The sequence below is a fragment of the Morganella sp. GD04133 genome (assembly GCF_029835375.1).
Lineage (GTDB): Bacteria > Pseudomonadota > Gammaproteobacteria > Enterobacterales > Enterobacteriaceae > Morganella > Morganella morganii_B.
Genome location: NZ_JAODZS010000060.1, coordinates 1 through 13841, shown reverse-complemented (window position 1 = coordinate 13841; position 13841 = coordinate 1). Strand labels below are relative to the sequence as shown.

The 13841-nt window shown below is 40.2% G+C and carries 12 protein-coding genes and 2 pseudogenes; 10 read left to right on the top strand and 4 right to left on the bottom strand.

Annotation, left to right across the window (positions count from 1 at the left end; translation table 11 throughout):
* The first annotated feature begins 728 nt into the window (after positions 1–728).
* From N7387_RS20310 to N7387_RS20295, 4 genes are all read left to right on the top strand, one after another.
* Positions 729–1508: a hypothetical protein gene (locus N7387_RS20310; RefSeq protein ID WP_279800823.1), complete on the top strand. Its 780-nt coding sequence runs from the start codon at positions 729–731 to the stop codon at positions 1506–1508.
* Between the two features lie 334 nt (positions 1509–1842).
* Positions 1843–2277 carry an antirestriction protein gene (locus tag N7387_RS20305; protein WP_279800822.1) on the top strand — a complete coding sequence of 145 codons (435 nt, stop codon included), beginning with the start codon at positions 1843–1845 and terminating at the stop codon, positions 2275–2277.
* A 15-nt stretch (positions 2278–2292) separates the two neighbouring features.
* The gene (locus tag N7387_RS20300) at positions 2293–2610 is read left to right on the top strand and encodes a TA system toxin CbtA family protein (protein ID WP_279800821.1); all 318 of its coding nucleotides are present in this window, start codon (positions 2293–2295) and stop codon (positions 2608–2610) included.
* A 112-nt stretch (positions 2611–2722) separates the two neighbouring features.
* Positions 2723–3559: a DUF932 domain-containing protein gene (locus N7387_RS20295; protein ID WP_279800820.1), complete on the top strand. Its 837-nt coding sequence runs from the start codon at positions 2723–2725 to the stop codon at positions 3557–3559.
* A gap of 538 nt (positions 3560–4097) precedes the next feature.
* Here the strand turns inward: N7387_RS20295 and N7387_RS20290 are convergent.
* Positions 4098–4809: pseudogene (locus tag N7387_RS20290) on the bottom strand (transposase).
* Between the two features lie 219 nt (positions 4810–5028).
* Here N7387_RS20290 and N7387_RS20285 point away from each other — a divergent pair.
* From N7387_RS20285 to N7387_RS20275, 3 genes are all read left to right on the top strand, one after another.
* A complete protein-coding gene (locus tag N7387_RS20285; protein WP_279800819.1) occupies positions 5029–6303 on the top strand; it encodes an MASE1 domain-containing protein in 1275 nt (424 codons plus the stop codon).
* A 27-nt stretch (positions 6304–6330) separates the two neighbouring features.
* A complete protein-coding gene (locus N7387_RS20280) occupies positions 6331–7632 on the top strand; it encodes an MFS transporter (protein ID WP_279800818.1) in 1302 nt (433 codons plus the stop codon).
* Positions 7633–7714: 82 nt separating this feature from the next.
* Complete coding sequence (locus tag N7387_RS20275) at positions 7715–8050, top strand: SMR family transporter (protein ID WP_279800817.1); 336 nt, start codon at positions 7715–7717, stop codon at positions 8048–8050.
* Positions 8051–8112: 62 nt separating this feature from the next.
* Here N7387_RS20275 and N7387_RS20270 read toward each other — a convergent pair.
* Together N7387_RS20270 and hdeA are read right to left on the bottom strand one after the other, a co-directional pair.
* Positions 8113–8211: pseudogene (locus N7387_RS20270) on the bottom strand (type I restriction endonuclease subunit M); the annotation flags it as partial.
* A gap of 196 nt (positions 8212–8407) precedes the next feature.
* Entirely contained in the window at positions 8408–8749 is a 342-nt protein-coding gene (gene hdeA, locus N7387_RS20265) for an acid-activated periplasmic chaperone HdeA (RefSeq protein ID WP_279800816.1), read from the bottom strand.
* 361 nt (positions 8750–9110) lie between these two features.
* On the opposite strand from hdeA, the gene N7387_RS20260 reads away from it, so the two are divergent.
* Both N7387_RS20260 and N7387_RS20255 read left to right on the top strand, forming a co-directional pair.
* The gene (locus tag N7387_RS20260) at positions 9111–9983 is read left to right on the top strand and encodes an FUSC family protein (RefSeq protein ID WP_262860664.1); all 873 of its coding nucleotides are present in this window, start codon (positions 9111–9113) and stop codon (positions 9981–9983) included.
* A 592-nt stretch (positions 9984–10575) separates the two neighbouring features.
* Positions 10576–11139, top strand: a complete 564-nt coding sequence (locus tag N7387_RS20255) for a hypothetical protein (RefSeq protein WP_262881776.1) — start codon at positions 10576–10578, stop codon at positions 11137–11139.
* A gap of 259 nt (positions 11140–11398) precedes the next feature.
* Here N7387_RS20255 and N7387_RS20250 read toward each other — a convergent pair whose 3' ends face one another.
* Positions 11399–11929: a hypothetical protein gene (locus N7387_RS20250; protein WP_279800815.1), complete on the bottom strand. Its 531-nt coding sequence runs from the start codon at positions 11927–11929 to the stop codon at positions 11399–11401.
* Between the two features lie 688 nt (positions 11930–12617).
* On the opposite strand from N7387_RS20250, the gene N7387_RS20245 reads away from it, so the two are divergent.
* On the top strand, positions 12618–13841 hold a 1224-nt coding region (locus N7387_RS20245), incomplete at its 3' end, for a methyl-accepting chemotaxis protein (protein ID WP_279800814.1).

The window sequence follows — 13841 nt, the reverse complement described above, 5'->3', positions numbered from 1 at the left end:
ATATTTATCATTTATTTTTAATTCATCATGATTCATAAAGAACACCGTTATTGTTAAGGATAAAAGTGAAATTAAAAGGGATGTATTAACAAAAACCATGAGGGTGATTGAATTTAATTAATCACATGTTAGTGTTTTTATTTATATAGCTTATTTGATTAGAATACCTTTATTATTTATCTGTGTAATAACATTATGATATTATTACCTTATAATAATCTTATAATATAATAAACATATAATAACCTTATAATATAATAACCTTATAATATATTACTATACCGTCAGTATATAACTAAGTTAAACAGACTGAATACAGCAGTATAACTGTACTGGATATATGTAACGAATTTAAAAACAACTCTGATATTATGTTTCCATTCAAGAAAAGAAAACAACTCACTTCAGCATCAGAAAGAAATCTGAGAAACTTTAATCTCAATCCCTACACTAAAGATCACCACACCAGAAGATATGCAATCAGAGTATTTTATTACATACACATACACATACAGGACAGGACAGGACAGGACAGGACAGGACAGGACAGGACAGGACAGGACAGGATTGCCGCTCATTTTATAAAAATCAATATACTGATTTATAATAACAAGTTAAAAGTGCATCACCATTGACAGACCTGGTGCAAAATGATAAAACCCAAAACCAACAAATCAAAAGTGCAGCACCTTTAAACCAAAAGTGCAGCACCGATAAGGATGAAGCACATGGCCAGTAAATACAGAAAAACCATAAGTTTTAAAAGTAAAGAACTCTTTGATAAAATAGAGTCAATATCAAAAGCAATGGGATATTCAGAATCAAACTTTCTTGAAGGAATAATTCAGGACTGGTATATTAAAAACAGAAAAAAAGAACCTCAGACATTAATATACCCCGTATACCTCGACCGTAAAACAAAAGAAATAAACATTAGTAGAAAGCACATGATAATAGGTATAGTAAGAGAAATTAATTTTCATAAGGATGAATTATCTCTCTACAGAAATAATAAAAATACAAGAAATGCTTTTATATATGATAAATTGAAATATATCATATCAACAATATTAACTGATTTATATGATGCTGACGGTGTTGATTTCTACACTGTTATTATCACATCAGCGAAAATTCATATTAAACATAACAATGAAGATAATGATCCTTATAAGCTTTCCATGGGAGTATATATTGAAATACTACCAATCCCCATATTATACAAAAACAAAATCATTCCAAATGAAATAAAAAACCTTGACATAAGAAAAATAAAATATAGCAAATACAAAGACGAATTAATACGCATGTATAAAAATAAAAAAAGAAGATACTTAATCGCACATACAGAAATAAAAGAGGGAGCATACTTCATAGAAGAAGGAATATTAAGTGATAGTGATATAGAATCAATTACTGCCCAGCAAGGAGGTTTTAATTTGGTTATAAATAGCAAAGTAATGGATGTAACGTTTGAAAGCAAATATATCAAGAATTTATTTTTGTAATACCTCCCCCCGAAGATACAACTATCATCGGGGATCTGTTTATACAAAAACTCTCAATATAAAATCACGAATTAATTTTCGCATACAAACACAACCATAAAAATAAAGGAATACAGGTCGTTCCATGATCTTACCCACCGACCAGTTATTAAAAAACAATGAATATTAAACTGGAATAAAAATCACACCTATATTACCCTCCTGAATAAACAATACTGAATATTCACTCTATTTAATATTTAATTCTTTAAAAAATATCACGATAAAAAACGCAATACTTCATGATTAAGTTTTTTATTTTCCTGTATCTATTCTGTCTGAAAGGATTATCACTATGTTTAATTTGCATCAACAAGAGTCAGAGACAATCAAAACTAACCTTGTCCATCCCCGTGGCAGAGATTCATTCTGGCGTTTTTACTTTGGTGCCATTCCCGGCTGGCAGCATATTGAAGGCGATATTTTTAAGATGATGGATAATCTGTGTGAGATTTATCACGGTGCCTTCTGGGAATTCAGTATGCTTTCTAATGGCGGTGCCTTTATCTGGCCTGACATGATTGAAACATCGCTCCCGATGTTTAACCCGCATAACGGTAATAATGCCGAACTGAGTCCGGAAGCAGCCGGTATCGCTGTCTGTTTAATGACGTTCAGTATCTGGTCATTTAAAACGGAGAGTCCCGTGCTGGTGGAGTATTTTTACCAGTTACGTGACTACGCCCTTCAGCATAACGAGTGTGCCGCTATTTTTCATCTTATCGATTAACTGAGGACGATATTCATGAAGAATCGCATATTACCCGACTCACCGGCTGCCGTCTGGCAGACGCTGCTGACTTACCTACTCAGGCAGCACTATGGCCTCACTCTGAACGACACGGAGTTTTGTGATGAGCGCGTCATTGAAGCCTGCCTCCGCCGTGGGGTGTCGTTATATGAGGCACTGAACGCTTTTGCGGAGAAATACGCACTGGTCCGCACTGACCGGCGCAACAACGGTTTCACTGAACCGTCACATAGTATCACTGCGACCGATATTCTTCGGGCACGGAAAGCCACTGGTTTACTCGCATATCGAAGAACTCACCCCACCAGCTGATACATCTTTGTATAAAAAGCCCGTACCTCATCTTATCTGTTTCTTTATCCCGTTCAGTACGGGTTTTTATCTGACTACCCTTTTACCCGTTTAATTTTACCGGAGAATGACTATGACCCGTTTAGCCTCGCGCTTCGGCAGGGCGAATATTATTCGTCGTGACCGCCCGTTAACCACCGAAGAATTATACTGCACGGTACCCAGTGTCTTTTCAGCAGAAAAACATGAATCCCGCAGTCGCCGTTACACTTATATTCCCACCATAACCCTGCTTGAGAGCCTGCAAAAGGAAGGCTTTTATCCGTTCTTTGCCTGCCAGACCCGTGTCCGGGATGACAGTCGCCGGGAGCACACCAAACATATGCTACGCCTTCGCCGTCATGACCAGATTACCGGTATTCAGGTACCGGAAATTATTTTGTTAAACAGTCATGACGGCACCAGCAGTTATCAGATGCTGCCGGGATTATTCCGTGCGGTTTGTCAGAACGGGCTGGTCTGTGGTGATACCTTTGGTGAAGTGCGTGTGCCTCACAAAGGTAATGTCGTCGATAAAGTAATTGAAGGAGCATATGAAGTACTGGAAACGTTTGATGCAGTGGCTGAAAAACGTGAACAGATGCAGTCTCTGTTGTTACCGCCACCGGCACAGCAGGCGCTGGCATATGCCGCTATCACGTACCGGTTCGGGGATGACCACCAGCCGATCACAGAAGAACAGGTGCTGCAACCCCGCCGGTGGGAAGATAAGAAAGATGACCTGTGGACGGTGTACCAGCGTTTGCAGGAGAACCTGATTAAAGGCGGACTGTCCGGACGTACAGCCAAGGGTAAACGATCACACACCCGGGCCGTGACCGGTATCGATGGTGATATCCGTCTGAATAAAGCACTTTGGGTGATGACAGAGAAAATGTATGAACACTTCACTGATCGTCAACAAATCTGAGTAAATGCTCAGGTATGGAAAAAACAAAATACATAATCATTTAAAGGAGGTAAAATCATCCTGTAATATCCTTTTAAGACCTCAGGCTCACTGGTAGGATTTATACCTGCTGTTATGCCGTTTTTGGTCCTTCATTACTGTATGATCTCGGACTGAGGGTACAAATGAGGGTATAAAAATAATCAAATCTAAAAATAACATTAAATTACAGCTAGTTAGATGCAAATATCGATTCCGAGTCCGGCACCACTAATTCAGAACCCGCTTGTCAGTTAAACATGATGTTATTCTGACAGGTAAGGAAAAGAGCAAAACAAAACGTATCTAACATTGTTAACCGCGTTTAAATGAAAGCTCTTAAGAAACAGACTTGTTCCCGCAAGTCTGTTTTTTTATGCGTGCGAGTTTTACAGATCTTCTCCGTCAAAGTCAAACTCAGTCAGTCAATTCCCCCTTTGTGTACATCATGCCGTCCTGTCATCAAGAAACCGGGTTCCTTCTGCTGTCCGTAACCAGCACGGCTGTAAGTACACCCGTTTCAGTTCCACACACTTTTTGAGATTTCGTTATTTTCAGCTAATAACCGGTATTCTTCCGGTGTCAGATTATTCAGGGATTCATGCGGACGCTCCCGGTTATATTCCCTCAGCCAGTGTTCCGTGATCTCCCGTACTTCATTCAGTGTCCGGAACAGATAAAAATCCAGTATTTCGGTCCGGTATGTCCGGTTAAAACGTTCGATAAAGGCATTCTGAGTCGGCTTACCCGGTTTAATAAATTCCAGTATTACTCCATGCTCTTCCGCCCGATGTGCCAGTGTCAGTGATATAAGCTCCGGACCATTATCCATCCGCATTTTCACCGGGTATCCGGTTTGTAAAAATACACCGTTCTGCTCAGCGATAAGGCCCGGCAGGCGTGACGGATGCTCATCGAATACTGTTCGATAAGGTAACTGACAAACCCCCGCTTTACCGCTGTTTTTAAAGCTTTTTTTCGATAACATCCTTCAGAGCCCGGCACTCAAGACTCAGGTCAGTAAACATCTGTTTTAAACGCCGGTTTTCCTCTTCAAGATCTTTTAATTTTTTAATATCAGACGCTTCCATTCCGCCGTATTTGGCTTTCCAGTTATAGTAGCTGGCTTCGGATATACCGGCTTCACGGCAGACATCTTTGACTGTCCGTCCGGCTTCGACGGATTTCAGAACGGCGATAATCTGATGTTCAGTAAATCGGGCTTTGCGCATAGCGATCTCCTCAGGATACATATCAGTATGGATGAAGATCTCTGAAATTGAATGAGACTTTTTTCCGGGATACTTACAGCCATAAAATGAGATAAATTCAGTATTATGGCTATACTTAAAGGTACAATTTTGATATTTTCTGAACAGGAAAATAATACTGATCTTTTTATATAAAGATAAGGTCAGATAGTCATTATGATATACAATCTAAAATAAACTATGAAAACATCCTTGTTATCAACCAAAACCACATTAGTCGTAATAATAGGATGGTTATTACTTTATTACGTGACAGGTGAAATCTCGGAAATACTCACACCTGAAAATTCTGATATATCTGTTGTCTGGTTTCCTGCCGGAGTCGCAACAACCGCTTTTTTATGTATGCACAAACGCCAATGGCTGCTGCTGCTAATTGGCTTCATCGTGTTAAACATGGTAATGAATGGCTTTGATAGTGAGGAATTTACCCTTTCGTTTATATACGCTGCTCTGGCTGTGCTTTCTTGTATTGTTATTGCCTGGATTGTCCGCAGGTATGCCCGGCAGGGAGATGACCTGCAAATAATATTGTTATGGCTATCAGTAACAATAATTGTCAGCTTTGCAGATGCGGTTTTGTTTTCTGCCCATATGTATTGGTTTGATAATACATCACTTAAAGATATATTCTGGGATGGGTTTATTGCTGATATTACTGGTAATATATTTGCAACAACGGTAATTATGGGGTTAATTAATACCCGTTTCAAATGGATGGCCCCCTCCCTTAAAGTTAATATAATTTGGGGTAGTGCTATTTTATTTCTTCTTATTACCAGCACTATATTGATATTCAATGACACTGCAATACAGATATACCACGCCTATTTTCATCAGCAACGTAATATTGCCAAATTATCGTTACTCTGCATTCCGGTTTTACTTGCTGTTATGCTGTCTGTATTGTGGGGAAATCGGGGGGGGTCAATAGCGTTGTTAATACTTGCGACGATTACAATCTATTACACCCGTAGCAAGCAGGGACCTTTTTATCTGCATGGTTTGTTTCGTCATGAATCACTGTGGCTGATACAGGGATATTTGACATTAATATCGTTATTAATGGTTTTTTTACGGGTTGTGACCCGAAGTACTCATCGAATTGATAACACTCAAGGAGTTTATAAACTACAGCATTTGGTATACCAACTTAATCTGGATAATGGTGTTATTGAATGGGGAAATACAGATGGTTTATTTCAACAAACTGACTTCACAGCTCTTTCTGATATAAAGCAGATTATAGCATCTGTTCACCCTGACGATCGTGAAAAGCTCGCCCGGCATTGGGAACAAAAGCAGGCAAATACCACTCTTCCGGGGATAACCTTTAGTCTGAAAGATAAGGAAGGCCGTTGGTGGAATATAGAAGATCGCGGGAGTGTTATTTTCAGTAATAATGATCCGGTAATGATTGTCGGGAACTGGTTTGTTTTAGGTGAAATTTCCTGATATTGATATGGTAATAAAGGACAGGTAATGCTACAGATTACATTATTACTCTTTGGTGCCGATTTTATCAGAGGGAAAGCTCATTACCTCTGGGGAGTGGGACTCCTCTGGTGTTTAATGGGTATATTTATTTTCATTGATGGTCTTGATGGTATTATTTTTTTTCCAATACATTTATTTGGTTTTTTATTATTATTTGAAAGTCTGATTACATTATGTGTCGCTTCAGGCAGTATCGGGACACAAAAAACGATACTTTTCTTTAAAGGTAGTCTGTTTTTATTCTGTGCATTGGTTATCTTAATTAATCAGACATATAGTAATGTATTACTAACGGCAATGTTTGGTTTTATTTTTTTCGTTACCGGGTTATTTGTTGTTGTATCAGCCTGGATTATTCGTTTTCCGGGATGGAAATTAATCCTGTTATGGGGGGGAACAGAAATCCTGTTTGCCTTTTTTCTGTTTACCCATCACCAGGCAACAATTTCCTTTTTTATCGGATTTTTAATGATAGGGAGTGGTTTTGGATGCCTGAAGATAGCATTTCGGGCTCGTCATATTCAGCGGGGAACATCCGTATTTGAATTGATGAGGCCTTCACCTGTATCGTTTAAGAAGAAAGGGATAGCTCTGCCAATAACGGATACGGCACAATTACCGTCTTTAAATGCAACAGCAGAGCAAGATGCTGTTTTAACTGTTCATATCTGGACACCCGAAGGCTCCGCAAACCAGCGTCCTGTGCCACGTCCGATTATTAACCGTTATATTGCGGCAGTTGATTCCGAGGGGGTTATCTCTACAGGACATGCATCTCTGGAGCTCCGTCCGCATCTCTATATCAGTTTATACCCGGAAGAAGATATTGATCGTTCTCCGTCAGAGTTTTTCAGGTTATTAAAAGCAACTGCTGATAATAATGTTCCCGGAAGGTTTTTACCCGATTATCAAACTGAAGCATCCGAGTGGTGTGAATCTGACAGACAGATTGTTTTTAATATTTATAATCATGCTTCTTTGCTGAATTTTTGGGAAAAATATCGCCGGCATCCTGTTTATAACCTGACATACCAGAACTGTTCCAGTAGTGTTGCATATGCGCTGGAAGCCGCATTAGATGGCGTTTTGTCCATGCAAAAAAGAAGTTATTTTATGGGTGTTTTAAATGTACTTTGTATGCCGGAGTTGTGGATCGCTGCTCAAATTCGCCGGCGTGCTCTGATGATGGCATGGACCCCCGGATTAATTATGGATTATGCACGTGCTTTACGTGCTATTGTACATCCGGTTCCGGTTCCCTGGTATAAGCGCCTACTAAGGCGTTGATTTTAATGGTAATTTACATCCACAAAAACGAACGGAAGCGTCATTTCCTGAGATATTTGCCGGATAAGTTAAAGAGGTTTTTATGCTGAAAGTATACGCAATCTTAATGGTGTCTATCATCGCTGAAACAACAGCGACAACCATGATGAAGGCGTCTCATGGATTCACAAAGTTAGTACCCAGTATTATTGTAATTATCGGGTATGCTATTTCTTTTTATGGTTTATCGCAAGTTGTCAAAAGTATGAATATTGGTATCGCCTATGCGATATGGGCCGGAGCAGGGATATTTCTTGTTTCAGCCCTGTCATTTTTTATTTATAAACAAAAACTTGATTATCCGGCATTAATTGGTCTGGGATGTATTGCACTGGGCATTATTATTATCCAGTTATTCTCTAAATCGATTACTCATTGAGTTCTGATAGCCCTGAATTACAGGGCTGTCTGTCATTATCCGATATTGACCTCTTCCCTTTCTTCATCTCCGGCTTCAATGTAACTGACAAAATTTTCACTGATGAAGCAGTAAAAAAGGGCACCGGGAACGTATTGTTTAAAATCTCAGCCATCAACAGTGTAAATACCATCTCTTGAAAGCATACTCAAACTCAATTCAAAGCTAATTCAGACGGATATCTTGTGAATCGCCACAAGTTTAACAGACGCCTCAGAGTCATTTAAAATGGCTTACGAAGAACAACCTGTTCTTCCGCCCGCATAGTTCACCAATATTTCAGGATTGAGGGGGATAAATGCCCCCTCAGTGTATCAATCAGCCGGATATTTGTGAGTATGATTTGCCAAATTCTTCAACTCTTTGTAAAAAAGAGGATTTGGGATCTTTTTTGCATGATTCAATAATTGCCGGGGTTGCAGTCATAATTCCCTGCACATCGATAGTGGAATCTTCAACCTTATTTTTACCGGTGATAATCCCGGCTATACCAACAGCTGTCGGGTAAAAACTTTCATCAACAGAGAGAAAATCGTCACAGGTCCATTGTGAGACCGGTTTTTGCGTAACATCATGTTTCGGGCCGGTACTATCGGCAGCCATAGCGAAGGCACTGGTCATAGCAGCAACTATTTCACCAACAATGATTAGTTTTTTCATTATATCCTCACTTGCATAGCAGTAATAATACAATAACCAGATTAGCAGTTTGTTGGTCAATATTCACCATGGTACATTTTATAGCCGGATAATATATGCTGTTATTCTTACTTTATCAAAAACAGATTATTGTTTCATGATGATATACTGAATTGTGTTATAACCTATCGGAACCGGCTGCCGGAAACAACTGCAGGCATACTGTTAAGTTCCGGTATTCGTCAGGTGTGTGATATAAATGTTCGTCAGTGACAGGAGCAACTTTCTGAACCGGAATATACTGATGAAAATCCCCCTCCCCAAAACTGCCATCGCTTTTTTTCCGGCAATATGGATTATATTGCCCTGGATTACCGGAATTATGGCCGGTCAACCCGTGTTCGGGAGCCTGATGGCTTTCGGCGCTTATTTGCTGGTTGTTTCCTTTCCGGTTCTTCCTTTGCAGGGCTCACTGCTTTTCCTGTTGCGCGGGGCGGGTATTATTTCTCTTTTCGCTGTTTTGGGGTTCAGTGTCACATTCGGCAGTATGTCATTTTTTATTTACGCGGTACTTTGTGCATTTCTTCAGGCTGTTGCGGAACTGCGTGGTTCATACCTGCGTCTGCCCGTTGCATTAGGTGTGCTGGCCTATTTCCTTTCCGTGGGACAAGTCCCTGAACAAGGGGTCACATTCTGCAGCGCTGCATTTACTGCCGGGACATTCTGGGGTGTTCTTCCGGCTGCTCTTTTATTACCACGCAATAATAAACCGCCGGAGGTACAGCCGGTTGATATACATCAGCCACCGGTAAAACGATTTACAGTCGTTATGATGCTGACAGCTCTGGTTGACAGCATACTGGCAACGCTGATGACAGCCAGCTCTCATCCGTGCTGGTTACCCGCCGCCGGTTTACGGGTGATGAAACCGGAACGTTCGGCTACTTTGTCCCGGTTATATGCAAGAAGTGCCGGGACTGTAGCCGGTGCCGCTGCAGGCGGGATTTTACTGGGTTTTTATACGACTCCCCTGTTGCATGCTTCTCTCGTCGGAATGTTATTATTCGTGATGCTGATGGTCGGCGCAAAACGGTATGGTTACTGGACATTTTGTCTGACGGCTATCGCTCTGACATTTAATTTAACACCCGGTGCAGGTTCTCTCTCTCTGGCTGCAGACCGGGTATTGCTGACGGTTATTGCGCTTGTTGTCGGTGTATTTATGCTCCGTTTATTACCTGAAAAAACAGATTAGCCTTTTCAGACAGGATTAACCTGTATGTCATTGCAGGAAAACTTAATTAAAGGCGGGCAGTCCGGACGTACAGCTAAGGAGAAACGATCACACACCCGGACCGGGGGTGCAAATGAAGGTATAAATATAATCACATCAAAAATTAAATTTAAAAACCAACAAGATAAGAAATAAAATCGATTCCGGGTCCGGCACCACTATTTATAAGGCCTCGCTGAAAAGCGGGGCTTTTCCCTTTTCCGGCTACAGTGGATTTCCGGTCGTTGCTGTTAAAGACATCTGTACCCTCTCATAAAGGCTCAGCCACATAAACAGCGCCGTATTGCAATACAGGCTCAGACGTCTTCGCTTTTTACGTAACCAGGGCATAGTAGTGTGATGCCGGAGAGACGGATTTTCCGTTCATATTAACAAGTGTGTGTACTCTCTTCTGTCAGCTGTTTTTCTGGTTGTGAAAGAGAACTCAGTGTAAACTCAGCCATGGCGCATCATCTCTGTGTTGTTGAAATTCTGAGCGAAATCAATCAGCAGGATACGCTGTTTTCTCAAATCCCTATACACCAAAAATAACTTAATTCCGGGTAAACTGACTGTGGCTAAAAATGAAATTCTGATTATTGAATCAAGAAGTGCTAAAGATATTTACGATGACAGATATGAAGGTGCGACTCTTAAAGAAGTTTTGAAACTGCAGGGAATATCAGCAAAGCACCTTGAAGTGATCAACAAAGCGTACTTTGAAAAAGCCATTAAATATGCAGCGAATGAACACATAAAATATGTGCATTTTAGCGGGCATGGTTCTGAAGACGGGATTGCATTAACAGACGACTTTATTACCTGGAAAGAACTCGATCAAATTGCATGGCCACACCTGAAAGATACTTGTCTGTGCTTTTCGAGTTGTGATATTGCTAAAGGTGTGGAAGAAATATTTAAATATCATAAGTCATTCTGTAACGCGGTAATTGCTCCAACGCGAGAAATTACGTGGGGGGAAGGTCTGGTGGCATTCAGCGCGTTGTACCACAGAGCCTTATCATGTTCAACCAGCTCAAATCAGGATGTGAGAGTTCTGAATCATATTGTTGGTGCAGGTACATTTAGTTTTATTGCTTCTGCTTTCAGATCCACCACCTACTCGGTAGGCCAATAAATAAGTCCCAATACACACAGACTGCCCGGGTTCAGATGAGGGGGCGGCTGAAGGATAAACTGAGCGATTGCAACAGAATGATAAAGGCAGGAATACATTATCATTCTGTTCATTATTAGTTCAGAAATGAGATATTGATTCTATCTGCATAAATTTTCACACATTTATTTTCATAAAATGAAGCTTCATATAACAAATCATCTTCAAATATCATAATCCATCAGCATCACCATGAACAAACCGGAGACTCTTAGCGTTATTATACAATAAGAGAACGAATATAACTCTCCGTGTCTTTTCTGTTCATCGGTGGTCGCGCATTGATCCCCATATCAACGGTATTCAATGCTTCATTGAGTTTCTTAATAATCTCTTCATCATTTCTGACACAGAGAATATACGCATTTTCAAAATCAGCCAAATCAACTAACCGTAACTCTTCTTCGGTCAAAAAAGTATTGATGTGCTCTAAATAAGGCAGTTCGTAAGGAAGCATATAAGGATCAATATTAACGGTATTCCAGTCAACCTCGCTGAGTTCAGCCAGTATGAACTCATTAGGTGACTCAGATAAAGACAGCGTATCCAGCAGCCCTATATCAGGGTACTCACCAAAATACTCAGTCCATTCAACATAATCCATTAATCTTTGGGATGAAAGGGATTGATATAACCAATCCAGTACATCTTCCTGCTTTTCTGTCTTCGGTAAATTATTACTGAGTATTTGGGTATTCAGGTTTGGAATCGCCTGTTCCAAAATATCAATCAAATAGCTGACTTTATCCATTTTTGTCTCAATACGTCATATTATTTACAGGAAAACAGTATAAAACAAAGTAATTCAGGAAGATACTCTGAACCTGTCCGCTTCCTATTAACCGGAAGACGCTGATCAGAATGTATTCTGATAAGAGGAAATGAATACGTTCGGATACAGAGGATCAAATCTAATTGTAAAATCATATTTCAACCCAAATTAAGAGTAATATTTAACTGACCAGAAAAGTAAAGATAACTATCTGAATTTAAAGATTAACAAATATCAGTCAATCAAATACAACGATCGATTAAATACATTTGATAGATAAAATCTATTAATGGATATAATTTCGATCGAATTAAACGATTGGATTGAGGAGCTAAAAACATTTCTAATTAATTAAATTAATTTACATGATGTATAACCTTTTACCCGTTATACAATAAACAAACCACAAGGTGCACATCCTGTATTTTGGATGCATATCCTGAGTATCCTTCTTAAAATCAACGAGATAACCGGGGTTTATTTACAGTTAATTTTTTTACATGGAAATATCCAAATGATGGATACTATAGCCATTCAATTTTGCCACATTGCTTAGATTATTTTTTTGTTACAACGGCATCTTAAATTTACACCAACCCTTATTAAGGGTAGTCAAATTTATATTTAAAGACAACGTATTGCAATGATAAATAATAGAGAGACATAAATGCTTGAGCGATTGAAAATAACCAAAATACTGATTGCAACCTTATTAATATTTTGTATATTACAAATACTAACGAGTGCTTTATATCTTAACACAATGGGGAAAAACACCACCTCATTCAATCAATTACATAATCTTACTTCACGGGGAAATCTGCAGGCCAATGTTTGGTCAGAATTATTAAGTACACGGCTGGATCTCAGTCGTACACTTCTCCAAATGAAAAATAATGATGGTATATTAAACGAAAATGCGATTCAGTTATTAAATAATGCAGCCGAACATATAAAAAACGCTGAAAATAATTGGGCGCAATTTCATTCTGTGCCAAGTGTCATGAGTACAAAAAGACAAGAGCTGGAGGATGCCTATAACAACTACCATGAAACCCTCACTCAATTAATGCAATTTGTAAGAGATAATGATTTAAACTCAGCAATGTCTCAGGATACACAAGCCAGTCAGGATGCTTATCTGAAGCAATACACCATTTATAGCCGGGACAATAACAATTTTACCGAAGACGTAGTAAAAGAAGATAAAGAGTCCGATGCTCAGTCAAAATGGATACTGACTACCGTACTGAGCATGATACTGCTTATTGTGATTGGTATATGGTTAAGCATTAAGCGCATATTGATTGTTCCGTTGAACAATGTACTGGATAACATCCGGCATATTGCCGGGGGAGACCTGACCAGAACCATTGATATTCGCGGCTGTGATGAGGTGAATAAACTGACTGAGACTCTGCGCTATATGCAGGGGGAACTGGCAGGGACAGTCAGTAATGTCCGTGACGGGGTTAATGCGATTTACAACGGTGCCAGTGAGATCGCTGCCGGTAATAACGATCTGTCTTCCCGGACTGAACAGCAGGCGGCCTCTCTTGAGGAAACGGCTGCCAGCATGGAAGAACTGACCGCCACCGTGCGCCAGAATGCCGATAATGCCCGTCAGGCCAGTCAGCTGGCATTAACCGCCTCTGAGACCGCCGGGCGCGGCGGGAAGGTAGTGGATGATGTCGTGGACACCATGCGCGGCATCGGTGACAGCTCGAAGAAAATTGCCGACATTATCAGTGTGATCGACGGTATTGCCTTCCAGACCAACATCCTGGCACTGAATGCCGCCGTGGAAGCCGCCCGTGCCGGTGAACAGGGACGCGGGTTTGCGGTTGTTGCCGGTGAGGTGCGTAACCTGGCCCAGCGCAGTGCGCAGGCT